The organism is Microbacterium sp. C448 (genome assembly GCF_000582705.2).
GTDB classification, from domain to species: Bacteria; Actinomycetota; Actinomycetes; order Actinomycetales; family Microbacteriaceae; genus Microbacterium; species Microbacterium lacus_A.
This window is the reverse complement of the sequence record NZ_HG779729.1, coordinates 1-22,967: the sequence shown is the minus strand read 5'-3', so window position 1 is coordinate 22,967 and position 22,967 is coordinate 1. Positions and strand designations below refer to the sequence as shown.

The window sequence follows — 22,967 nt, the reverse complement described above, 5'->3', positions numbered from 1 at the left end:
TCGTTGGCAATCGGCTCAGGCGATCAGGAGAGCGCCTTCGTCTTGATCTGGTCGTACTCGGCCTGCGTGATCGTACCGGCGTCGAGCAGGGCCTTGGCCTTGGCGATCTCGTCCGCGGGGCTCGTACCGGCCGCCTGCTTGATGTAGTCCTCCTGCGCGCGCTGGTAGGCCTGCGCCTGGGCGGCGCTCCGCTCGCCCATGCCCCTGCCTCGGACGATCAGGTAGATCAGCGCGCCGAGCCAGTTGGTGAGGAGAAGAACGACGATCCACAGGGCCTTCCACCCGCCGCTCAGCTTGTGGTCGCGGAACAGGTCGGTGATGATCGAAAACAGGACCATCAGGTAGGCGAAGAAGATGAAGATGGCCAGGAACCACCAGATGAGGTCCCAGAAGGAACCCCAGAAGCCCTGGTACTCGTAGCTGATGGGGGCAACAGCCTCGGTGAAGATGCGCACGGGTGTGCCTTTCAATCGGATGATCGGCGCCTGCGTGCGCCACCGCTCAAGATAGCGGTTGGCGCCATCGCGCGGGGGTCGATCTGCTCCGACAGGTCAAACCCGTGCGCCGACCGCCGAGAGGGCGGCCGACGCGACGGTTTACGCGTTGGGGGCGCTGGGGGCGCCGGAGGAGCCACCCGAACGGCGGCGGCGACGGCGACGCGACGGCGCGGGCCGTCCATCGTGGTGCTCGCTGCCGCCACCATCGTGCGTTCCGCCGCCCTCGGCGCGCGGCGCCTCAGCACCGGCGCTCGACGCAGCGGTGGGTGCGGCGGATGCAGCGGTGCCTTCGCCGCTTTCACCCGAACGCGAACGGGAACGGGAGCGCCGCGGGCGGTCGCCAGCGGGCGCTGCGGAACGTTCCCGCGGCTCCTGGGTCTTGACGGCCGCCGTGCGCGGTGCGGTCGTGAGTCGTCCCTTGGTGCCCGCCGGGATGTCCAGGTCGGTGAAGAGGTGCGGGCTGGAGGAGTACGTCTCGGTCGGCTCGGGCTGACCGAACTCCAGCGCCCGGTTGATGAGCGCCCACTTGTGCAGGTCGTCCCAGTCGACGAACGTCACCGCGATCCCCGTCTTTCCGGCGCGCCCCGTGCGGCCGGCGCGGTGTAGGTAGGTCTTCTCGTCATCCGGGATCGTGTGGTTGATCACGTGCGTGACGTCGTCGACGTCGATGCCGCGTGCGGCGACGTCGGTGGCGATCAGGACATCCTTCTTGCCCGCCTTGAACGCGGCCATCGAACGCTCGCGCGCCTCCTGGCTCATGTCACCGTGCACCGAGGCGGTGTTGAAGCCGCGATCGCCGAGCTCGTCCGACAGGCGCTGAGCGGCCCGCTTCGTGCGCGTGAAGATCACGGTCTTGCCGCGACCCTCGGACTGCAGGATGCGGGCGATGACCTCGTCCTTGTCGAGCGAATGCGCGCGGTAGACGAGGTGCTTGATGTTCGCCTGCGTCAGACCCTCGTCGGGGTCGGTCGCACGGATGTGGATGGGGTTGGTCATGAAACGACGAGCCAGCGCGACGATCGGGCCGGGCATCGTGGCCGAGAACAGCTGCGTGTGGCGGATCTGCGAGACCTTGGTGATGATCTTCTCGATGTCGGGCAAGAACCCGAGGTCGAGCATCTTGTCGGCCTCGTCCAGCACGACCTCGGTCGCATTCGAGAGGTCGAGCAGGCGCTGGTTGTTGAGGTCGATGAGGCGCCCCGGGGTGCCGACGACGATCTGCGCGCCGGCCTTCAGCTGGTCGATCTGACCCTCGTACGCCTTGCCACCGTAGATCGCAACGACGCTCGTCGAACGGTTCGAGGTCAGCATGTCCATGTCCTCGTAGACCTGGACGGCCAGTTCGCGCGTCGGGACGACGATGAGCGCCTTGACGCCGGGGGAGGGGTCGAGCCCGAGACGCTGGACGACGGGGATGCCGAAGCCGAACGTCTTTCCGGTGCCCGTCTTGGCCTGACCGATGATGTCCTGACCCGGTAGACCGAGGGGGATCGTCTGCTCCTGGATCGGGAAGGCATCGATAATGCCTTTCGCCGCGAGGGCGTCGACGATGTCTTGATCGACACCGAGTTCGGCGAAGGTCGTCACAATATGAGCCTGTCCGGCAGTGAGATGCTGCCTGGGTGCTTGCCCCGTAGGGCAGAAAGGGTTATCCACGCCCTTCACTCAGCCACAGGCGCGGGGTCCCGATCCGACGCCGGGACGATGCCCAGCCTACCCGAGGCTCTCCGGCACGCCTCTTCCGCCACTCCCCGCGCTTGCCACGGACGGTCGCGCGCCCCCGCGGCTAGGCTGATCCCGTGTTCAATTGGTTGCGCCGGCGGCGCACGCCGCGTCGCGTGCTGACCCTCCGATCCCGGGGCGAGTCATCGGGCGCCACCCGCGTCGATTTCTCCGAACTCGCACCGGACGTGCAGACCTTCCTGGGCCAGGCCGCTTATCTGCAACTCGGATATTTCGAGACGCTCACGCAACTGATCACCTCGACGCCGGAGTTGGCGCAGAAAGAAGCGCTGTCGCGGGCCGCGGGTGCGGCGCTCACCAAGCATCAGGCGATCGTTTCGCTCATCCGCGATCGGAACGAAGACCCCACCACCGTGATGCTGCCCTTCCGTGAGCAGCTCGATGCGTTCCGTCGGGTCACGAGCGGCGAGCGTCCGATGGAGACGCTGCTGAGCGTGCACTTGACCGCGGGGCTGCTCGACGACTTCTACCACGCGCTCGCCTCGACCTACGGGGATACCGGGCGACGGGTATCCGTCATCCTCGAAGCCGACGACGATCGTGGCGCGATCGTCGAGATCATCGGGGCGACGATCGCGAGCGACGAGGAATGGCGTTCGCTGCTGTCGATGTGGGGGCGGCGCCTGGTCGGCGACACCCTGCTCGTCGCGCGGGCAGCGCTCACGACATCCGTCGGTCTCGATCGTGCCGCCGAAGAGAAGGTCGAGCCGGTGTTCACCGAGCTCATGGCCGCGCACTCGCGACGGATGGATGCGGTCGGCCTCAACGCCTGAGCCGCGTCCGCGAGCTTCTCAGGCGATCTTGAGGCGCGCGCGCTCGCGCTCGTCGTGCACGGCCCGGGCGCGAGACACGACGAGGATGACCAGAGCGGTCACGGCGGCCGGAATCAGGATTGACGCTACCCACAGCCAGGGGTTGCTCTCGGCAAGACCCAGCCAGGTCAGACTCGTATAGATCACGGCAGCGATCGCCGCCTCCAGCAGGGGTGCCAGCGCGACACCGCGCGTCGGGCGCAACGGCACAGTGAAGTGCAGTGCCAACCCGATCGCGACGGCCGCGACCAGCGCGAGGACGATCAGCATGTCAGCCGACGAAACCGATGCGGCGTGCCTCTTCGGTGCCGAGCTCGACGTACGCGAGGGACGCGGTCGGGACGATGTAGGAATTGCCCTTGGAATCGGCGAAGGAGACGTGCGAAGCGGATGCGTCGAGCGCCTTCGCGACGGAGGCGCGGACGGTCTCGGCGGACTCGGACGTCTCGAAGTTCAGCTCACGGCCGGTGTTGGCGATGCCGATGCGAATCTCCACGGGTGACTGCCTCTCTGCTCTTCGGGCACGACGCCCGACTGCTCTGAAACTCTACGACACGGGTGGGACAGGGCCGCCCGGCTCGGTCACGCTGAGGGCGAACGCGCGCCTTCCGTGCCGCGCGGGGGCGGTCGGACGGTCGGTGTCGGGAGCCCGCGTTAGCGTGGGGGGATGAGCATGAATGGCGGCGGGGCCGACGGCCTCGACGCGGCACAGGCCGCCGTCGTCATGTTGCCCCCGGATGCATCGGGCGTCGTCATCGGGGCGCCCGGCACCGGCAAGACCGAGGCCCTGATCGCGCGCGTGGCGCGGCTGCTCACCTCCGCGAGCGTGGGTGTCGACGAGGTGCTCGTGCTCACACCCACCCGCCAGACGGCCACGGCCCTGCGCGACCGGCTCGCGCTCGTGGGCGGGGTGGCAACACCCGGGCCCTTGGCCCGTTCGATGGCTTCCTTCGCGTTCCAGCTCGTCCGTGCCGTGGCCGTGCAGGGTGGTGGTGTGCAGGGTGATGGTGAGCAGGGAGGCGGTGAACCCCCGCGTCTGCTCACGGCGCCGGACCAGGACCGCATCATCGCCGAGCTGCTCGCGGGAGACGAACGGGATGCCGAGCGCGGTGTCACCCGGTGGCCCGCGTCTCTCGGCCCCGCGGTGCGGGCATCGCGCACGTTCCGCGCTGAGCTGCGTGCCCTACTCGCAGAGTGCACGGAGCGCGGCATCGGTCCCGCAGAGCTGGCGGCCGCGGGGCGGCGCCTCGGGCGCCAGGCGTGGGTGAGCGCGGCGGAGTTCATGACCGACTACCGATTCACGGTGGGCGCGATGCGCTCCGACCACCGCGATCCGGCCGAGCTGTTGCGTGAGGCAGCGGCGATCCTCGCGACCGCACCGGCGGGCGCGGCGGGTGAGGCGCTGCTCGGCCCCCCGGCTCGGCTGCGCGTCGTGCTGGTCGATGATGCCCAAGAGCTCACGCGCGGGGGGATGGCGATGCTTCGCGGGTTGCGGGCGCGGGGCGTTGCGGTGCTGGCCTTCGGTGATCCGGACATCGGGTCCGGCTCGTTTCGCGGAGCGTCGCCCGAGCTTTTCGCGCGCCTCTGCGACGCGCTCGGCACGCTTCACGTGCTGGACGATCAGCACCGGTCGACCTTGGCTCTGACCCGGATAGCGCGCGAGGTGACGTCGGCGATCGGAGCATCCGGACGCGTCGAACATCGTCGGGCGCCCGGGCCCGAGCTCGCGCCGGACGCCCGAGTGCGGACGATCATCGCGCCGAGCCCGCACGAAGAGATCGATCGCATCGCGCGGGTGCTGCGGGAGTGGCACATCGTCGACGAGATCCCGTGGTCGGCGCTCGCCGTAGTGGCCCATGACACCCGCCAGGTCGGCGAACTCGAGGCCGAACTGGCCGCGCGCGAGGTACCCACCCGTTCGTCCAGCCTGCCGCGGCCGCTCGGCAGCGAGGGCGTGGTGCGCGACCTCGTGCAGCTGGTGCGGCTCGGCATGAGCGCGCCGGCAACGCGAGATTCCGAAGCGTTGGCAGCGGTTTTGCTCTCACCCTTCGGCGGACTCGATGCGGTCGGACTGCGGCGTCTTCGCGCGCGTCTGCGGCACGCCGAACTCGCCGACGGTGGCACCCGCCCGGCCCGTGAGTTGCTGCACGAGGCGATGGCGAACCCCCTCGATCTGACTTTGCTCGACACGCCCGAGGCCCGAGCGGCCGAGCGCTTGGCCACGACTCTGCGCGTGCTGCACGACGACGCCCAGCGCGGTGCCACGGTTCACGATCTGCTGTGGGTCGCGTGGGATCGTGCGCGGGATGGTGGGGGTCGCCCGCTGGCTCGTGTCTGGCACGAGCTCGCCACGACGCCCGGCACGCTGTCCGCAGAAAGCGGTCACGCGCTCGACGCACTCGTGGCGCTGTTCGATGCCGCCAAGCGTTTTGTCGAGACCACCCCGAACGAGGCCCCCGAAGCGTTTCTCCGTCGCATGGTCGACAGCGAGGTGCCCGAAGACATGCTGACCTCGCCGGATGTCGCCGAGACGGTGTCGCTGCTCACACCGGCGGCGGCCCTCGGCAAGCAGTTCGAGGGGATCGTCATAGCGGGCGTGCAAGACGGTGTGTGGCCGAACGTGCGTCTGCGCGGCGGCCTGCTCGATACCTGGCGGCTCGCCGAGATCGGCGGGGGTTCTGCGGCGGATGCGTCCGCGGGCTCCGAGGCGACGGACACGCTCGACCGGCGCCGTGCGGCGCTTCACGACGAGTTGCGGCTGCTGGTCCGCGCCGTGTCTCGAGCACGCAGTCGCCTCGCGGTGACAGCCGTCGACGACGATGATCGGGGCCCGAGTCCGCTGCTCAGCTTCTTCCCCGAACCCGACGACGTGGATGATCCGTCCGGTGCAGCGGAGCATCCGCTCACCCTGCGCGGGCTCGTGGCCCAGCATCGGCGGGCGCTCACGACGCCTGTGGCCCCCGCCCCGGTGCGCGCGCACGCGGCCGGTCAGCTCGTCGTGCTCGCCCGTGCGGGAGTACCCGGCGCGGCGCCACACCAGTGGTACGGCCTGGCCGAGGCATCCTCGAACGCTCCGCTGCGTGACCCCGCCCGCGCGCCGGTGCACGTCTCACCGTCGAAGCTCGATGCGTTCGACGCGTGCGGCCTGGACTGGGCGATCCGCGCCCTCGGTGGGGACACGCGTTCGTGGTCGGCGGGGGTCGGAACGATCCTGCACGCGGCGTTGGAACACGTGACCAGGGAAGAGGTCCCGGGCGGCGACCGCGACGCGCTGCAGGCCGTGGTGGATGGGCGCTGGGGCGAGCTCGACTTCGAGGCGCCGTGGATGTCACGCAAGGAGCACGCGTGGGCGGGGCTGCTCGTGGACCGACTGCACGCATATCTCGAGCGCTTCCACCGCGAAGAGGGCCGCGCGGTCGGCGCCGAGGCGCGCTTCCGCCTCGCGATCGACATGGATTCCGCCGCGAGCGCCGCAGACGGTGGCGAGATGGCGCCGGATGTCTGGGCCATCCGAGACGAGCCCCGCCTCGAAACGGAACCGAACATTCCCGAGGGACGCAGGCTGGCGCTGCTCAGCGGATCGGTGGATCGCATCGAGGTCTATCCGCCGGGCCGGGGCGAAGCGCTGGATCCCGGCGACGCGGACGGCTCGGAGCGGGTGGTCGTCGTCGATCTCAAGACGGGGCGCTCGGAAGACAAGGTCACCGATGAGAAGGTCGCGGAAGACGCCCAGCTGGCGGCCTACCAACTCGCTCTGCTCGAGGGGTTGCTGCCCGGCGCCGACCCGACGGCGAATGCGGGCGCCCGGCTGCTCGTCCTGTCGAAGACCCTGAAGAACACGCACTACCGCCTCGCGCGCCAAGCACCCATGGATGCCGCACGTCGCACGTCGTTCCTCCGCACCATCATCGACGTGGCCGAGGGGATGTCGTCCGACCGGTTCGATGCGAACCTCGACACGCATTGCACGACGGATCGCTTCGCCGTCTGCCGAATCCACACGATCAAGGCGGTGTCGGCATCGTGAGCGCGTTCGTGTCGGCTGCCACCGCGTCGTCGCCGTCTTCGTCATCATTGCGAAGCACTGAATGGCCGGGCCGCCTGGGTCTGTCGGCCCCGGTCCTGTCGGCGGCCCTGGGACTGCCCGACCCCACGCCCGATCAGCGCGCCGTGATCGAGGCGCCGCCCAGCCCCGCGCTCGTCGTGGCAGGAGCGGGCAGCGGCAAGACCGAGACGATGTCGGGGCGGGTCGTCTGGCTCGTCGCGAACGGGCACGTGCGGCGGGACGAGGTGCTCGGGCTGACGTTCACCCGCAAGGCCGCCGGCGAGTTGGCCGAGCGAATCGACCAGCGGTTGGCGGGCATCGACGAGTTCGGGCGGCGGGGACTCCTCCCGTACCTCGAGGCGCTTGCGGCGGACGACACCCTCGCGACGTTCTGGGCCAGGGCGGGCGCGCTACCCGCCCGCGCGCGGCACGCCGAGCTGATCGGTTTCGTCGACGGCCTCGCTGAGACGCTCGGCGCCGTGCCCCCGGAGCAGGATGCGGCGGGCGAGGCCCTGTTGTCGCGGCCCCGCGTGTCGACCTACAACGCATTCGCCGACGCGATCGTGCGCGAGCATGGTCCACGGATCGGGCGTGACCCGGATGCCGCGCTCATGAGCCAGTCCGGATCGTGGCTGCTCGCGCGGCGGGTGGTCGTGGCGTCCGAGGACGAGCGCCTCTCCGAGCGCGGTGAGGCCTTTGCGAGTGTCGTCGATGCCGTGCACCGCCTTGCCGGTGAGCTTCTCGATAACCGCGTCGATGCCGAGAGTGTGGCCCGCTTCGGTGACGAGTGGGCCGCGGCCCTCGAGCCGCTGACGAACCCCGCGCTCGCCAATCCCGGAGACATCGAGAAATTCCACGCGGCGATGAGCGGTCTACCCGTTCTCGCGGGACTGGTGAACGACTACGCCACCCGCAAGCGAGCCGAAGACACCCTCGATTTTGCCGATCAGGTAGCCGGCGCGCTCGAGATCATCGAGCGCGCGCCCGAAGTTGTCGACCAGCTTCGCGAGCAGTACCGCGTCGTGCTGCTCGACGAATATCAGGACACCTCGGTCATCCAGACGCGCCTGCTCGCGGAAGTTTTCCGAGACTCCGCGGTCATGGCCGTCGGTGACCCCAATCAGTCGATCTACGGATGGCGCGGAGCATCCGCGGACAATCTCGGCGCTTTTCCGGGCGCCTTCGCACACGGCACCGATTGCGGTCGTTTCAGCCTGATGGTCAGTTGGCGGAACGACCTCAGCATCCTGACCGCCGCGAACCGGCTCGTGGCGGGAGCGGAGCATCGCGGGGTGCCGGTGGGTGCTCTGGGGGCACGACCCGGTGCCGCGGAGGGGCGGGTCGAGTGTCGATTCGAGAAGACGATCGACGACGAAGCGGATGCGGTCGCGCGCTGGTTCGTCGAGGTGCGAGCGCGGCATGACTCTGCTGAAAAGGCGGGGGCCCAGGCCGAATCCGGCAGTCCCCGGGCCCACTCTGGCGCCGTGCTGTTCCGCACCAAGCGGCACATGAATGCATTCGCCGAGGCGTTGGCGCGGCATGACGTGCCACACCGCATCCTCGGACTCGGCGGGCTGCTGACAACACCCGAAGTCGTCGACGTCGTCGCCGCGCTCCGGGTCGTCCACGACCCCTCGCAGGGGTCGTCGCTGATTCGTCTGCTGTCGGGGCCGCGCTTCGCGATCGGCGTGGCCGACCTCGCCGCCCTGCACGCCCTGGCGGATGCGCTCGCAAAGCGCGACGGTTCGCTCGTGCCGCTCCCGGCCGAACTGGCCGCACGCGTGCGTGGTTCGGCCGGCGCCGACGAACAGCCATCGCTCGTCGATGCGCTCGAGTTCGTCCGCACGGTACGCGACGACTACCGCCTCCTCGCCGAGATCACGCCCGCCGGGCGCGCTCGCCTGCGCGAGGCGGGGGAGATGCTCGGGCGTCTGCGGCGGGCCGTGGCTCAGCCGATCCCCGATCTCATCCGCACGATCGAGCTCGAGCTGCGCCTCGACATCGAGCTGGCGGCGAACGAAACGCGGGGGCCCGCGCGCGTCGCGTCAGCGCAGCTGCGTGCTTTCCTCGACGAGGTGCGCGCCTTCCTGACGGCGGATGAGCGCGGCTCGATCAGCAGTCTGCTCGCCTGGCTCGATCACGCGGAAGAGACCGACGAGCTCATGCCGCGTCCGGAGCCTCCGCAGCCGGGAGTCGTGCAGCTGCTGACCGTGCACGGCTCGAAGGGCCTCGAGTGGGATGCGGTGGCGGTTGTCCGTCTCGTGCAGGACGAACTACCCAAGGCCCCGCGTTCGGTCGCCGGATGGCTCGGTTTCGGCGTGCTGCCCTATGCATTCCGCGGCGACCGGGATGCGCTGCCCGTTTTGGACTGGCGCCCGGGCGCAGATCCCGAGCGCGCCGCGTTACGGAAGGCCATAGCGGCCTATCGCGACGGGGTGCGCGACCACCAGAAGGCCGAGGAGCGGCGCCTTGCCTACGTAGCCGTCACGCGGGCTCGTTCGGACCTGCTGCTGACGGGATCGCAGTGGGGTGGGCAGAGCAAACCTCGCGACCCCAGCCCGTATCTCGCCGAAATGGTCGAGGCACTCGGGATGCCGCCGCTCGAGCCCGCCGACCCCGGCGATAACCCGTATGTCGAACGGGGCGGACAGGTGCTCTCGTGGCCCCTCGACCCGCTCGGTGCGCGGGGCCCCATCGTGCGCGCCGCCGCGGCGAGCGTCGAGAACGCGGCAACACGTGCCGACCCCGAACCGGATGAGCTGCTCGCGCGCCTGCTCGCCGAGCGCGATCTGCGTGCGAAGGGGCCCAGCCATGCGGCGCCGACGCGAATCCCCGCATCCCGCTTCAAGGACTTCGTGACGGACTACTCGGGAACTGTTGCCGCCATCGCGCGCCCCATGCCCGAGCGGCCGTACCGGCAGACGCGGCTTGGCACGCTGTTCCACTCGTGGGTCGAGCATCGGTCGGGTCGGAGCGGCGCCGGTGCATCAACCGATGACGCGCTGTGGGAGCGTGACGACGATCCGACCGACTCCGAGGCATCCGCCGAAGACGCCGCGGACCTCGAGCGACTTCGCGCGAACTTCGAGCGGTCGGAATGGGGGTCGTTGCAGCCCCTCGAGGTCGAAACCGAGATCGACTTCGCCCTGGCCGAGACCGACGGTCCCGGACGCGTCGTCATCTGCAAGCTCGATGCCGTTTATCGTCGCCACGATCGCGGGGGCCGCATCGAGATCGTGGACTGGAAGACGGGGCGCCCACCGCGGACGGCTGCGGAGCGGGAAGAGCGGATGCTGCAGCTCGCCCTCTACCGCGTGGCCTATCACAAGGCCCGCGGCATCCCTTTGGATCAGATCGACGTCGTCCTGTACTACGTGGGCGACGATCTCATCCTGCGGGGTGACCGGCTCTACTCCGAGGCCGACCTCGCCCAGCGCTGGAAGGCGGCACGCGAGGCTCGTGCTGCCTCGATCTCCTCGTCCGGGTCAGCCGGATCAGAGGTGTCCGCATCAGTGTCGTCCGAAATCGCGGGATCGGCCGCGGCACCCGATCCGGACGCCTGACGAAGTTCGCTCCAGCTGCTCACATCGATGGGTGCGGTCTCCATGTCAGTGACCGGCACGGCGGATGGTTCGCCCAGCGACGATGACCGTTTCGCGGGCTCGCCCCCCGACGACGTGTCGCGTTCGTTCGGTTCGTGCTCGCGGGCGGCGGCGACGAACAGGGAAACCATCTCGGGGTCGTACGCGTCGGTCTGCATGGCGATGCTGCCGTCGTCTTCGGCGCTGGCCTTCGTCACGGGAGTGTCGGCGAGCACGGCCATCGCATCGTCCACGCCGACGACCGCGACCGGATCGAGGCGCGCCGCGCTATCACCCAGACCATCGACGAGCGCGTCGAGCAGAGCGACCGCGTCATCGACCACGTCGTCGCGGCGCTGTTCGTGGCCGTGCAGCAGCCACTTCGCGAACTCCAGTTCGGCGTACAGCCGAGCGCGGGTGCGCAGGTCCGGGTCGGGTGAACGGTGCGCGGACGAGACGTAAGCGGCATAAACGTCGTCGGCGGCATCCGGCGCGGCCGCGAGCCATTGCAGATCCACCGCCGGGTCGCCGACGCTGAACCGGCTCCAGCCCAGGACGCCAGAAACGGTCGGTGCACCGTCTCGGTCTTCGTAGCGGAAGGACGACGCGACTGCGTCACCGAGTACAACGCACGGGTCGAATCGCCAGAGTGCTTCGTCCTCGGCTGCGCGGCGCCACCGTGTGGCGAGGGCGACGGGCAATCGGCGAGTGGACGCGGCGCGTTCGACGAGGGCGACGACCGCCTCACGAACCTCTTCGGCGGTCTTGACGGGTAGTCCCTCGGCACGGACGACGGATGCGGGAAGTGCGTGCAGGGCGGCCAGGGCGATGCCGATGGAGGTCGCGGCACCCGGGCCGGCGGGCAGGTCGCCCGCCTCGACGCGATAGCCGGGCACCAGGTCGGTGAGCAGGGCTCGACCTTCGGCGAGTGCGACCTCGCCGAGGGGACGAGGCGCCGCGAAGGGCAGGAGGGCGCGGGCGCCCGGGGTCAGGGCGCGCAGGGCGAGCGCCTCGGTGGCGAGGTCGCTGGCGGCGGATGCATCCACCGGTGCGCGCACGACGACCTGGGATCCGTCGTCCAGCCCGACGACGGCGCTGTCGTAGCGTCCGCCCTCGCCTGTCGAGAGGGCAGCCGTCGAGACGATCGCGGCCTCGGGCAGGGCTGCGCTCACCGACGCGGCTAAAGTGAGGGGGGAGCCAGTCATGCCCCCAGGGTAGGTCTGTCCTTGCACGCACTACCCGCGCCACGCCCGCGAAAGAGGTCTTCCATGACGGTCCCGGGCCTGCCCAGGGTGATCACGCCCCCGGTCTCGCCGATCGACCGCTCGGCGCTGGACCGCGATCTTTCCAATGCCCTCGCGGTTCTCGCGGCCGAGCCCGGCGCCCGCGTTTTGTTGCTGCGGCGCGGTCGCGCTCCGCTCGACGAGTCCGGTGCGATCGTGTTCGTGCCCGCTTCGGCTGTTGCCCCTGGCGCAGACACCGAGGCGATCGTGGCGTTCCTTGGTCGCGATGCCACGGGCCCGGTCCTCCTGGCGCTGCTAGACGAAGAGGACCATGCCTCGGTCGATCCCGCGGGTGGGTGGGCGGAGCTGCGTGAGGTGGGTGGCGCGCTCGGGCTCGAGGACGCGGCCTTCTTCGTCGAGGCGCTGTCGCTGGCACGGTGGATCCGAGACGCTGCTTTCTGCCCCGCGTGCGGAACACGGACGGAACTGCGAAACGCCGGATGGTCGAGGCACTGCCCATCGTGCGGCCGTGAACACTTCCCTCGCACCGACCCCGCCGTCATCGTCGCGGTCACGGACGGTACCCGCTTGCTGCTCGGATCGAACGCCGCCTGGCCCGAAGGGCGCTACTCGTGCTTTGCGGGTTTCGTCGAGGCCGGGGAGTCGGCCGAGGAATCCCTCGTGCGCGAGATCGAGGAAGAATCCGGCGTGCGCATCACAGCGATCGAGTATGTCGGGTCGCAAGCGTGGCCGTACCCGCGTTCCCTGATGCTCGGGTACCTCGCGTTCACCGAGAACTCCGAGGCCGCGCGTCCGGACGGCTCCGAAATCGTGGATGTCCGCTGGTTCGAGCCGGACGAGGTAGCCCGGGCGCTCGCCGGTGACGGCGATGTGACGCTTCCCGGGCCGTCGTCCATTTCGCGCGGACTCATCGAGCAGTGGCTCGAGCGGGTCACGGAGCGATGACGGATGTCTCGGAGGGCGCCGAGCGTGCCCTGAACGATCTCGACGAGCATCAACGTGAGGCGGTGCTCGCCGTTCGCGGACCCGTCTGCGTGCTTGCGGGGGCGGGGTCCGGCAAGACCCGCGTGATCACGCACCGCATCGCCTACGGCGTCGATAGCGGGATGTATTCGCCACCCCGAGTGATGGCCGTGACATTCACGACCCGCGCGGCGGGAGAGATGCGGGGGCGCCTGCGGTCGCTGGGCATCGAGGGGGTCTCGGCGCGCACTTTTCACGCCGCCGCGCTCGCGCAGCTGAACTACTTCTGGCCGACGGTTGCCGGTGGGGAGTCGGCCCCGCCGGTCCTGCCCAACAAGGTGCGCGTGCTCTCGGATGCGGCGAGTCGCCTGCGTCTGAATCTCGACGGGGCGACGCTTCGCGACGTGGCTTCCGAGATCGAATGGCGGAAGGTCACCCTCCGCACGATCGAAGACTATGCACGGGCCGGCCGCCCGGGTCTCGGGCGTCTGAGTCCCGACGCTGTGGTCGGTCTGCACGAGGCCTACGAGAAGCTCAAGGATGAACGGCGCCAGCTCGACTTCGAAGACATCCTGCTCGCCTGCGCCGGCATGATCGAGTCCGAGCCGCGCGTCGCGCGCGCCGTCCGCGAGCAGTACCGCCACTTCACCGTGGATGAGTATCAGGATGTCTCGCCGCTCCAGGAACGACTCCTCTCGCTCTGGCTCGGCGACCGGGACGATCTCTGCGTGGTCGGCGACGCGAGCCAGACGATCTATTCGTTCGCGGGCGCTGACCCCCGCTTCCTGCTGGACTTCGAGCGGCACCACCCCGGCGCGCTGATGGTGCGCCTCGAGCGCAACTATCGCTCGGCGCCGGCCGTTCTCGCGACGGCCAACGCGCTCATGCGTGGTCGTCCGGGGGCTCTCGAGCTGGTCGCCGCGGGTGCGAGCGCACCCCCGGCCGAGCAGCAGGTCGACGCCCGCCCGGCAGTACCGCCCGCCACAACCGCAATGCATCCCGACGACGACGCCGAGGCGGCGGCGGTCGCCCGCGACATCAAGCGGCGACTCGACGGGGGTGAGACGGCCGAGGGTTTCGCCGTGCTCTATCGCGCTCATTCGCAGTCGGCAGCGTTGCAGCGCGCGCTCGCCGCCCAAGACATCGCCGCGAGCGTCCTCGGTGGCAAGCGGTTCTTCGAGCTGCCCGAGGTTCGTGATGCGGTCATGGTGCTCCGCGGCGAGTCCGTCGCGGGTGGTTCGGGCGAGCTCGTTCCGATCGTTCGCGATCTGCTGCGCTCGCGCGGGTACACCGAGACGCCGCCCCCGGCGGGTGGGGCGCTCCGTGATGCGTGGGAAGCGCGCGCGACGCTCTTGCGTCTGGCGGAGGATGCGCCGCCGGGCACGACGCTGCGCGCCTTCACGGACGATCTTCAGGCACGTGCCCGCGACCAGCACGATCCGGGGCTCCGCACCGTGACCCTGGCGACGATCCATGCGGCCAAGGGGCTCGAATGGGATCACGTACACGTGATCGGTTTGTCCGAGGGACTGTTGCCGATCTCGTATGCGCGGGGACTCGAGCAGGTCGACGAGGAGCGCCGGTTGCTCTACGTCGCCCTCACGCGGGCACGGCGTTCTGTCTCGCTGTCGTGGTCCGCCGGGAACGGGAGAGCGGAGCGGGAGCCTTCGCGTTTCCTTCAGGAGCTCGGCATCCGCACTCATCGTGCGGCCGGTGCGCCTGCTGCCGCCGCCCGCCCGCCGCGTTCACCGTCACAGAGCGCCCCTCCGCGGAACGCGGGTCCGCGAGGATCCTGATGAGTGCCGCAGCGCTCTCGTGGATGAGCTCGGGCGAGGGAACGGGTGCACCAGCAGAGAGCAACTGGAGCGCCAGCATGGGCCAGGCGTCGTCGGCGTCGCGCCGCTCGAGGTGAAGACACGTGAGGCAGGCCGTCACACCCGGCACGATGAGCGGACCGATGACGATGCCGGAGCCGCCGACCACGACCGGCAGATGAACCCGGTCCGCGCGTAGATGCGGAGCAGCGCGCCGCGGGTCGAGCACGTGCCGCGCGAACATCACCACGACATCCGCACCGGATGCCTCGGCGCCGGGTCGATCGTGTTCGCCCGGATCGGCCTCCTCGATGACCGTCACCCGGTACGCGGATGTCTCGAGCGCCATCCGTATCGCGACGACGAGCGGATCGTCCGAACCTCCCCGCGGGGCTTCGAGCACGATCCCGCCGGGAGCGCTCCGCCGCTCCAGATCGATCCGGAGCAGGGCCGAGCCCAAACGTCGGAGAAAGGCCCGGACCTCTCGGGGATGCACGCGTTGCAACTCCGCCCAAACATCTACACCCGTATCGGGCAGACCGCGCGTGAGCTCGAACAACAGGCGCTCCTGCCACGGCGAGACATCCGTCAAACGTGAATGGGCGTGTTCGCCGAGCTGCATCGTCGTCGCGTCGCGCCAGAGCGGGGTGTGGGTCTGATCCAGACGGAGCATCACGGTCATCCCGTGATTGTGTCCTGCCGGGCGGTCGTGGGCGGGGGATTCCACAGGCGGACGGGAAGGTCCACGCTCAGCTGCCCCTGTGGAGGACGAACGGTGTCAGCGCGCCGGCTCGTCGGGCGCTCCGCCGTCGGCCGTGGAGTCGCCGGTCTCGTCCGGACCGGAATCCGCACCGGTGTCCGGATCCGTCCGGGGGTCGGACGACTCCTCGCCGGCGAGAATCCGAGCGATCGCGTCGTCGAGCTCGTCGAGTTCCGCCTCGGGCGCGTCATCGCCGAGAGCGCGACGGCGAAGGCTGTCGATGATCCGCGACGGGTCGTCGATGTCTTCGGAACTCGGCATGAAGTCCGCGTAATCCCACAGCGAATCGCGGGCTTCGACACCCACGGCATCGGTGATCGCGCGCCACATGGCGGCCGCTTCACGCAGGCGGCGGGGTCGCAACTCCAGTCCCACGAGCGATGCGAGCGCCTGTTCCGCCGGTCCGCCCGCGGCACGGCGACGGCGGACGGTCTCGGCAATCGCCGCGGCCTTCGGCAAACGCGCGGTCGCATCCTCGGTGACGACGTCGACCCACCCCTCCACGGTCGCGAGGAGGCTCTCGAGGCGCGCGAGGGCCGACCGCTGGGCCTCGGTGTGCTCGGGCAGCAACGCGCCGCTTTCGAGCGCCGTGCGCAGCTCGTCCGGGCGCGAGGGGTCGAACCGGGATGCAAGGTCTTCGAGAGCATCCGTGTCGACATCGATCCCGCGTGCGAACTCGGTGACCTGCGAGAGCACGTGCAGACGCAACCACTTCGCGTGACGGAAGAGACGGGCGTGTGCGAGCTCGCGCACCGCGACCGCCAGGGCGAGCTGATCGTCCGCGATGTCGAGGTCCCGGCCGAAATCGACGAAGTTCTGCGGCAGGATGGCCGCTTCGCCGGCCGGCATCACGGGGATTCCCACATCGCCCCCGCTGATCACCTCGGTGGAGAGTTGCCCGACGACCTGGCCGAGCTGTGTCGCGAACAGCGATCCGCCGAGCGAGCGCATGACCTTGCCCGCGCCCTGGAGAAGCGGCTTGAGCTCTTCCGGTGCCTGCTCGGCGAGCGTGCGGGTCAAAGCATCCGTGATGCTCGTCGCAACGGGTTCGGCGAACTCCTGCCAGACGGGCAGGGTCGCGCTCACCCATTCGGCGCGCGTCATGATGCGGGGGGTCTGCGCGAGTTCCGAGATGACGGTCGCTTCGCTCAGCCACAGATTTGCGAGCGTGAGCGCGCCGTCCAGGTCGACGCGGTCGCCATCGGTCACGCTCAACCCGCCGGCGCGAGCGAGCTGCAGGGCCTGCTGCTCGGCGACACCCCACGGGATGCCGTCTCCGGCAGCCATCGCGCCACGCAGCTGCTGCTGAACCATTGCCATCATGGCGGGGTCCAACGGCATGCCGGTCAGCCGCTCGAACTGCGCCGGATCGATCTGTCCGCCGCCTCCGAGCATGCGCCGCAGAAGCTCTTCGAAGTCGTCTTCGGGGTTCTCGTCGCCAGGCACTTCAGCCGCCTCTCAGCGTCGTTCGGGTGGGTGGTTCTACGCTAGTCGCAGCCGACTGTGGCCCCGCCGGGGTCGGGCCCGCATTGCTTACGCCGTTCGCGAACGGCGCCCGAAGTCCCGCTCCGTCCCGCGGAGCGAAGAAAGGTCCCACCGTGGCGCTGTTCGACGAAGACGTCCGGGTCGTGCCCGCGCAACGACCTCCCCTGCGGCGTGCCACGAGGATCGGCATCATCGCGCTCGCGGTCGCCCTGGTGTGCCTGGCGACGCTCACGTTCCTGCCCACGGGCTACGTGATCCAGCAGCCCGGCCCGGTCTACAACACGCTCGGAACGGCGACGGGGGCGGATGGCGCGGCCGTTCCCCTCATCGAGGTCGAGGGTGCGGAGACGTTCGAAACGAGCGGCGCTCTGGACCTCACCACCGTCCAGGTCGTCGGTAACCGCGAGCGGACGCCCACCTGGCTCGAGCTCATGGGCGCGTGGTTCGACCGTTCTCGCGCGGTCGTGCCGCTGGACTCCGTGTTCCCGGCGGGCCAGACGAGCGAACAGCGCTCAGAGCAGAACGCTCAGCTGATGGTCGACTCGCAGCACGAGGCGACGGTTGCGGCCCTGCGCGAGCTGGATTACCAGGTCGACTCGCGAGTGCGGATCCACTCGCTACCCGAGGGGTCGCCGGCGGAGGGCATCCTCGAGCCGGATGACATCGTCCTCGCGGCGGAAGGTCAGAACGTGACCGACGTCACCGAGCTGCGCGACATCATCCAGGAGACGGATGGCGCGCCGGTCGCCCTCACGATCGAACGCGACGGGACCGAGATGACGGTCGACGTCACGCCCGTCCTCAACGAGGACGACTCGGCCTACCAGGTGGGGGTGTCCACGATCGTCGACTATGACTTCCCCGTTCAGGTCACGATCCAGCTCGACAACGTGGGAGGCCCGAGCGCTGGCCTGATGTTCGCCCTCGGGATCATCGACACCATGACCCCCGACGACCTCAACGGCGGCCTGCAGGTCGCGGGTACGGGCACGATCACGGCAGACGGCGTCGTCGGGCCGATCGGCGGCATCCGTCAGAAGCTCTACGGTGCACAGGGCGCGGGGGCGGAGTACTTCCTCGCACCCGAGGCGAATTGCGACGAGGTCGTGGGGCACATCCCGGACGGCCTGCGGGTGTTCTCCGTGGCAGACCTCGACGACGCGGTGGCGGCTCTCGACGCCGTGAGCGCCGGGGGCGACCTCGACGCGGTGCCCTCTTGCACCGCTCCGTAACCGAAACGTGGCCTGATACCCGGTCTTCTCCCTGGCTCGGGGCAGACTCCGCGCAAAACCGGGCGCCTAGGATGGATGGGTGACCACGACTTCCTCGAAGCCAGCGGCCCCCCGCACTACACGACGCGTTGTGACCATCTCCTTGGTCATCATCGCCGTACTGCTTGTCGGGTTCTTCATCTTCGCTTCCCTGTACGCAGACTTCATGTGGTACCAGCAGATCGGGTTCGACTCGGTCCTGGTGACGCAGTGGCTCGCCCGCGCGACGATGTTCGTCATCGGATTCCTCGCGATGGCCGTCCCCGTCTGGCTGACGATCCAGCTCGCTTACCGGCTCCGACCGGTCTACGCGCGACTGTCGAGTCAGCTCGATCGCTACCAAGAGGTCGTCGAACCGCTCCGTCGCCTGGCGATGTGGGGGATCCCGGTCTTCTTCGGCTTCTTCGCGGGCTTCTCGACGTCCACCCAGTGGGAGACCGTCTGGCTCTGGGTGAACGGTGTGACGACCGAAACCACCGACCCGCAGTTCGGTCTCGACACCGGGTTCTACCTGTTTGCCATGCCGTTCTACAGCGCCGCGCTCGGATTCATCTCTGCTGTTCTGCTGATCTGCCTGGGCCTGACGGGCGTCGTGTCCTACCTCTACGGCTCCGTCCGCGTCGGCCAGCGCGAAGGCGGGCGTTGGGAGCTGCGGATCTCGAAGTCCGCGCGTATCCAGCTCGCGATCCTCGCCGGCCTGTACCTCGTCGTCCAGGCCGCGAGCCTGTGGCTCGATCGTTACAAGACGCTGAGCGAGACGGGCGACCTGATCACGGGACCCGGCTACACCGGTGTCAACGCGGTCATCCCCGGCCAGGCCATCCTGGCGGGCATCGCGGCGTTCGTCGCCATCCTCTTCTTCGCCACGGCCATCATCGGTCGTTGGCGCTTCCCACTCATCGGTACCGCACTGCTGATCGTCTCGGCGGTCGTGGTGGGCGTCGGCTATCCCTGGATCGTCGACCGTTTCCAGGTCGCGCCGAATGAGTTCTCGCTCGAGGAGCAGTACATCGACCGGAACCTCGAGATGACGAAGGTCGCCTACGGCATCGACGGTCTGGAAAAGACCGAGACGACCGCCGTGACGGATGCCGAGCCCGGCGCCCTGCGCGAGGACGCCCAGACCACGGCATCCATTCGCATCATGGACCCCGCGATCATCAGCCCGACGGTCCGTCAGCTCGAGCAGTTCCGGGCCTACTACCAGTTCACCGACCCGCTCGACGTCGACCGCTACGAGATCAACGGGGAGTCCCAGGACACCGTCGTCTCGGTCCGTGAACTCGACATGGAGGCGCTGGGTACCGCCGGCACCTGGCAGAACCGCACCGTCGTCTACACGCACGGCTACGGCCTCGTCGTGGCCGCGGGCAACCAGCGCACGAGCGACGGCAACCCCGTCTTCCTCGAACGCGGAATCCCGGCGACCGGATTCCTGAGCGACAGCGAGAACTTCCAGCCCCGCGTGTACTTCGGCGAGCAGTCGCCGGTGTACTCGATCGTCGGTGCGCCCGAGGGGACGACCCCGGTCGAGCTCGACTATCCGCGCGGATCTGAGGACGGTCAGAGCGAGACGAAGACCACGTTCGAGGGTGACGGTGGCCCGAAGATCGGCACGCTGTTCGACAAGCTGATCTACGCGCTGAAGTTCCAGTCCACCGACATCCTGCTCTCGGACTATGTCAACGAGGACTCGCAGATCCTCTACGACCGTGACCCGAAGACGCGCGTGCAGAAGGCCGCTCCGTACCTCGACCTCGACAACGACCCGTACCCGAGCGTCGTCGACGGTCGGATCGTGTGGATCGTGGACGGATACACGACGGCGTCGACCTACCCGTACTCGCGCACCGTGAGCCTCTCGGATGCCATCGCCGACACGACGAACCCGACCCCGCGGTTCACGATCGACGACATCAACTACATCCGTAACTCGGTCAAGGCGACGGTCGATGCCTACGACGGAAGTGTGACCCTGTACGCGTGGGACCCGGAAGACCCGCTGATCCAGGCGTGGCAGAAGGTGTACCCGAACACGATCAAACCCATCAGCGAGATGTCAGCCGAACTCATCAGCCACGTGCGGTATCCGACCGACCTGTTCAAGGTGCAGCGCGCGACGCTCGGTCAGTACCATGTCGATGACGCGCAGTCGTTCTACCAGCGCGACAACGCGTGGGCCACGCCGGTGGACCCGCAGGACACGACCTCGACGCGTTTGCAGCCGCCGTACTACCTGACGATGCAGATGCCGGGTCAGGACGAACCGTCCTTCTCGATGTTCACGACGTTCATTCCCCCGGGAACGGGTACGGCCTCGCGAAACATCCTCACGGGCTACCTCGCGGTGGATGCCGACGCCGGATCCGACAACGGCGTCAAGGCCGAAGGGTATGGTGCGCTGCGGATGCTCGTCGTGAGCGCGGACACCACGGTTCCCGGGCCCGGACAGGTGCAGAACACGTTCGACGCGGACCCCGTGGTTTCGGGCCAGATCAACTTGCTGCGCCAGGGCCAGTCCGAGGTGCTCAACGGAAACCTGCTGACCCTTCCTGTCGGTGGCGGGTTCCTGTACGTGCAGCCCGTCTTCGTCCAGTCATCCGGTGGCACTCAGCTGCCGACGCTGCAGAAGGTTCTTGTTGCGTTCGGCGACCAGATCGCATTCGAGGACACGCTGAACGAGGCGCTCGACACGCTCTTCGGCGGGGATTCGGGAGCGGATGCCGGTGACGGAACCGTCGAGCCGGACCCGGATGCGACGCCGGGTGACCCGAGCGCGACACCGACCGACCCGTCGGATGGTGGCGGCGGGAGCATCGATGTTCAGGAGCAGGCCCTGCTGAACGATGCGCGCGAGGCGATGCTCGAACGCGAGACGGCCCTGCAGGCCGGCGATTGGGCGGCGTTCGGCGAGGCCGACGCCCGCCTGACGGACGCAATCGACCGGCTGCTCGAGCTGACCGCCGAGTAGTCCACGTCGCACACGAGACGGTGTCACCCCTGCCGGTGTGGCACCGTCTCGTCGTTGAGTCTGTCGAAACGACCCGCTCACCTGGCAGCAGATGTCAGCTGTCGCGTCGTGGAACCGCACTTAGTGCCAGGGGAGCGGCCCGGCTGGGGCTGCAGCGCGGGGCCCAGCGGCGGGGTCCGCGGCGGGCGACTTACGCGGTGAGCAGCCACCACCACACGAGCAGCAGCGTCACGCCGAAGCCCGCGAGCTGGTTGATCCACAGGAACGCACGCCACCCCCGGGTCGCCTCGTCCGAAGCGGCGTCGCTGACGCTACGGTACGGCCATACGGCGGCGAGGTATGGGATGACGAGCAGCGCGGCGAGGGGCCCCGGCCACTCCGACGCGAGCATCGTCAGACCCGAGAGCCCGTAGCAGACGAGCGCGAAACGGACGGTCCAGGCGGCGCCCCGCGCGGTCGCAATAGAGGAGATGCCCGCCTCTCGGTCGGCCGAGACATCCTGCACCGCGCCGAACGCGTGCGACGCGATTCCCCACAGCGCGAACGCCACGATGATCGCGACGAGCCCGGGCGTCCAGCTGACGCCCGCGAGCACGAGGCCGTAAACGGCGGGCGAGAAGAAATGGATGCTGGAGGTCATCGAGTCGGCGAACGGCACCTCTTTGAGCCGCAGCGGGGGAGCGGAGTAGAAGACGACGAAGAAGAGGCTGAACGCGAGCACGAGCCACGACAGGGGCCCGCCGACCGAGACCAGGAACACCACGAACGGCAGGCACGCGAGCCCTGCGGCCCACAGGGTGACCGGATGCAGACGTCGATCGAGAACGGCCCCGTGTGCACCGCCCTTGCGCGGATTGCGCATGTCGGATTCGTAGTCGAAGACATCGTTGATCCCGTACATCGCCAGGTTGTAGGGGATGAGGAAGAAGATCGTGCCGACGATCAGCACCACGTCGATCTCGCGCGTCGCCAGAAGATACGCGGCCGCGAACGGGAACGCCGTGTTGACCCAGCTGATCGGCCGTGAAGACACGAAAAGAGTGCGGATGGTTCGGCCGAGGCCGATCTGTTCGGCCCCGGTCACGTCGGCCTTTTCGGGCTCAGGAGTGTCCACACGGCAGGGATCAGGAAGGCCGCCGCGAGCGGGTAGGCGAAGTCCTCGACCGGCGCGAGTCCGATGTGAATGCCGCTCAGGTGCTCCGCCGGATAGGTGAACAGACCCGCGGCGATCATGACGTTGTCGAAGACCGCGGTCAGCGTGAGCAGCACGAGCGCCGCGAGCCCCGATGCGGCCATCCGCCGGGCGAATCGTTCGCGCCGTGCGGTCAGGATCGTGACGAGGGCCGCGAGGAGAAGGAACGGGACGACGATGAGCGGATAGGTCATCTGTGCGTACTCTCGTCGGTTCCTGCCGCGGGCGCCGCTGTTCTGTCTCGACGCGCGAGAACGCGGAATGCCGCGGCCCAGCACAGGAGTGTCAGGTAGCAGAGGAAGGCGAGGAAGAAGAGTTCCTCGAGCGGCAGCTCGGGAGCGAGCATGACGCCGGTGTAGAGCTCGCTGTCGCCCTTCACGAAGACGCCCGTCAGGATGCCCGCGGCATCCCACGCGAGAAAGAAGATAACTCCGATCGCGACTGTCGCAACGGTCCTGCCGCGAGCCGCCCAGAACGCGAGTCGGAAGCGCCGGTCGAGGAGCGCGATTCCGGCCGCCGATACGAGGATCGCGAGAAGGTACAGGCCCGGCACGTCGTTCAGTCTGCCACGGCATCGAGAACTGGCTCG

15 protein-coding genes and 1 pseudogene are annotated in these 22,967 nt (G+C 68.9%); 7 read left to right on the top strand and 9 right to left on the bottom strand.

From position 1 onward, the window contains the following. Positions 1-23: 23 nt before the first annotated feature. Both MIC448_RS11290 and MIC448_RS11285 read right to left on the bottom strand, forming a co-directional pair. Complete coding sequence (locus MIC448_RS11290) at positions 24-455, bottom strand: SHOCT domain-containing protein (RefSeq protein WP_243419989.1); 432 nt, start codon at positions 453-455, stop codon at positions 24-26. Between the two features lie 141 nt (positions 456-596). Beyond that, entirely contained in the window at positions 597-2,084 is a 1,488-nt protein-coding gene (locus MIC448_RS11285; protein ID WP_036299646.1) for a DEAD/DEAH box helicase, read from the bottom strand. Positions 2,085-2,296: 212 nt separating this feature from the next. Between MIC448_RS11285 and MIC448_RS11280 the strand changes: the two genes are divergently transcribed. Next, a complete protein-coding gene (locus MIC448_RS11280) occupies positions 2,297-3,013 on the top strand; it encodes a ferritin-like fold-containing protein (protein ID WP_036299643.1) in 717 nt (238 codons plus the stop codon). Between the two features lie 18 nt (positions 3,014-3,031). On the opposite strand, the gene MIC448_RS11275 is transcribed toward MIC448_RS11280, so the two are convergent. Together MIC448_RS11275 and MIC448_RS11270 are read right to left on the bottom strand one after the other, a co-directional pair. Further along, a complete protein-coding gene (locus MIC448_RS11275) occupies positions 3,032-3,322 on the bottom strand; it encodes a hypothetical protein (RefSeq protein ID WP_036299642.1) in 291 nt (96 codons plus the stop codon). Between the two features lies 1 nt (position 3,323). Beyond that, positions 3,324-3,548 (bottom strand): DUF3107 domain-containing protein, encoded by a 225-nt coding sequence (locus MIC448_RS11270; RefSeq protein ID WP_036299639.1) that lies wholly within the window; start codon positions 3,546-3,548, stop codon positions 3,324-3,326. Between the two features lie 171 nt (positions 3,549-3,719). On the opposite strand from MIC448_RS11270, the gene MIC448_RS11265 reads away from it, so the two are divergent. Beyond that, positions 3,720-7,079 (top strand): ATP-dependent DNA helicase, encoded by a 3,360-nt coding sequence (locus MIC448_RS11265; protein ID WP_051513664.1) that lies wholly within the window; start codon positions 3,720-3,722, stop codon positions 7,077-7,079. A 47-nt stretch (positions 7,080-7,126) separates the two neighbouring features. After that, the gene (locus MIC448_RS11260) at positions 7,127-10,660 is read left to right on the top strand and encodes a UvrD-helicase domain-containing protein (RefSeq protein ID WP_373457231.1); all 3,534 of its coding nucleotides are present in this window, start codon (positions 7,127-7,129) and stop codon (positions 10,658-10,660) included. 458 nt (positions 10,661-11,118) lie between these two features. Here MIC448_RS11260 and MIC448_RS16430 read toward each other — a convergent pair. After that, positions 11,119-11,883 (bottom strand): annotated as a pseudogene (locus tag MIC448_RS16430) (phosphotransferase); the annotation flags it as partial. Between the two features lie 63 nt (positions 11,884-11,946). Here MIC448_RS16430 and nudC point away from each other — a divergent pair. Beyond that, complete coding sequence (nudC, locus tag MIC448_RS11255; RefSeq protein ID WP_036299635.1) at positions 11,947-12,867, top strand: NAD(+) diphosphatase; 921 nt, start codon at positions 11,947-11,949, stop codon at positions 12,865-12,867. Next, on the top strand, positions 12,864-14,681 hold the full coding sequence (locus tag MIC448_RS11250) for an ATP-dependent helicase (protein WP_051513660.1): 1,818 nt from the start codon (positions 12,864-12,866) through the stop codon (positions 14,679-14,681). The genes nudC and MIC448_RS11250 overlap by 4 nt, the downstream gene beginning before the upstream one ends. Positions 14,682-15,477: 796 nt before the next feature. Here MIC448_RS11250 and MIC448_RS11245 read toward each other — a convergent pair. Next, on the bottom strand, positions 15,478-16,854 hold the full coding sequence (locus tag MIC448_RS11245) for a zinc-dependent metalloprotease (protein WP_051513669.1): 1,377 nt from the start codon (positions 16,852-16,854) through the stop codon (positions 15,478-15,480). Positions 16,855-17,057: 203 nt separating this feature from the next. Between MIC448_RS11245 and MIC448_RS11240 the strand changes: the two genes are divergently transcribed. Continuing rightward, positions 17,058-18,176 carry a PDZ domain-containing protein gene (locus MIC448_RS11240; protein WP_036299631.1) on the top strand — a complete coding sequence of 373 codons (1,119 nt, stop codon included), beginning with the start codon at positions 17,058-17,060 and terminating at the stop codon, positions 18,174-18,176. A 79-nt stretch (positions 18,177-18,255) separates the two neighbouring features. After that, the gene (locus MIC448_RS11235; protein ID WP_036299629.1) at positions 18,256-21,186 is read left to right on the top strand and encodes a UPF0182 family protein; all 2,931 of its coding nucleotides are present in this window, start codon (positions 18,256-18,258) and stop codon (positions 21,184-21,186) included. A 190-nt stretch (positions 21,187-21,376) separates the two neighbouring features. Here MIC448_RS11235 and MIC448_RS11230 read toward each other — a convergent pair whose 3' ends face one another. Genes MIC448_RS11230 through MIC448_RS11220 form a run of 3 tightly spaced genes read right to left on the bottom strand, consistent with a single transcriptional unit; the run spans position 21,377 to position 22,931 of the window. Further along, positions 21,377-22,270, bottom strand: a complete 894-nt coding sequence (locus MIC448_RS11230) for a prenyltransferase (protein WP_232711586.1) — start codon at positions 22,268-22,270, stop codon at positions 21,377-21,379. After that, positions 22,267-22,572, bottom strand: a complete 306-nt coding sequence (locus MIC448_RS11225; protein ID WP_036299627.1) for a lycopene cyclase domain-containing protein — start codon at positions 22,570-22,572, stop codon at positions 22,267-22,269. The genes MIC448_RS11230 and MIC448_RS11225 overlap by 4 nt, the downstream gene beginning before the upstream one ends. Then, positions 22,569-22,931: a lycopene cyclase domain-containing protein gene (locus tag MIC448_RS11220; protein ID WP_036299625.1), complete on the bottom strand. Its 363-nt coding sequence runs from the start codon at positions 22,929-22,931 to the stop codon at positions 22,569-22,571. Before MIC448_RS11220 ends, MIC448_RS11225 begins: the two co-directional genes overlap by 4 nt. Positions 22,932-22,967 lie beyond the last annotated feature (36 nt).

Excerpts from the sequence above, each read along its gene's own strand:
- nudC (WP_036299635.1), top strand. The coding sequence starts at position 11,947 with ATGACGGTCCCGGGCCTGCCCAGGGTGATCACGCCCCCGGTCTCGCCG.
- MIC448_RS11265 (WP_051513664.1), top strand. The coding sequence starts at position 3,720 with ATGAGCATGAATGGCGGCGGGGCCGACGGCCTCGACGCGGCACAGGCC.
- MIC448_RS11250 (WP_051513660.1), top strand. The coding sequence starts at position 12,864 with ATGACGGATGTCTCGGAGGGCGCCGAGCGTGCCCTGAACGATCTCGAC.
- MIC448_RS11245 (WP_051513669.1), bottom strand. The coding sequence starts at position 16,854 with ATGCTCGGAGGCGGCGGACAGATCGATCCGGCGCAGTTCGAGCGGCTG.
- MIC448_RS11225 (WP_036299627.1), bottom strand. The coding sequence starts at position 22,572 with ATGACCTATCCGCTCATCGTCGTCCCGTTCCTTCTCCTCGCGGCCCTC.
- MIC448_RS11275 (WP_036299642.1), bottom strand. The coding sequence starts at position 3,322 with ATGCTGATCGTCCTCGCGCTGGTCGCGGCCGTCGCGATCGGGTTGGCA.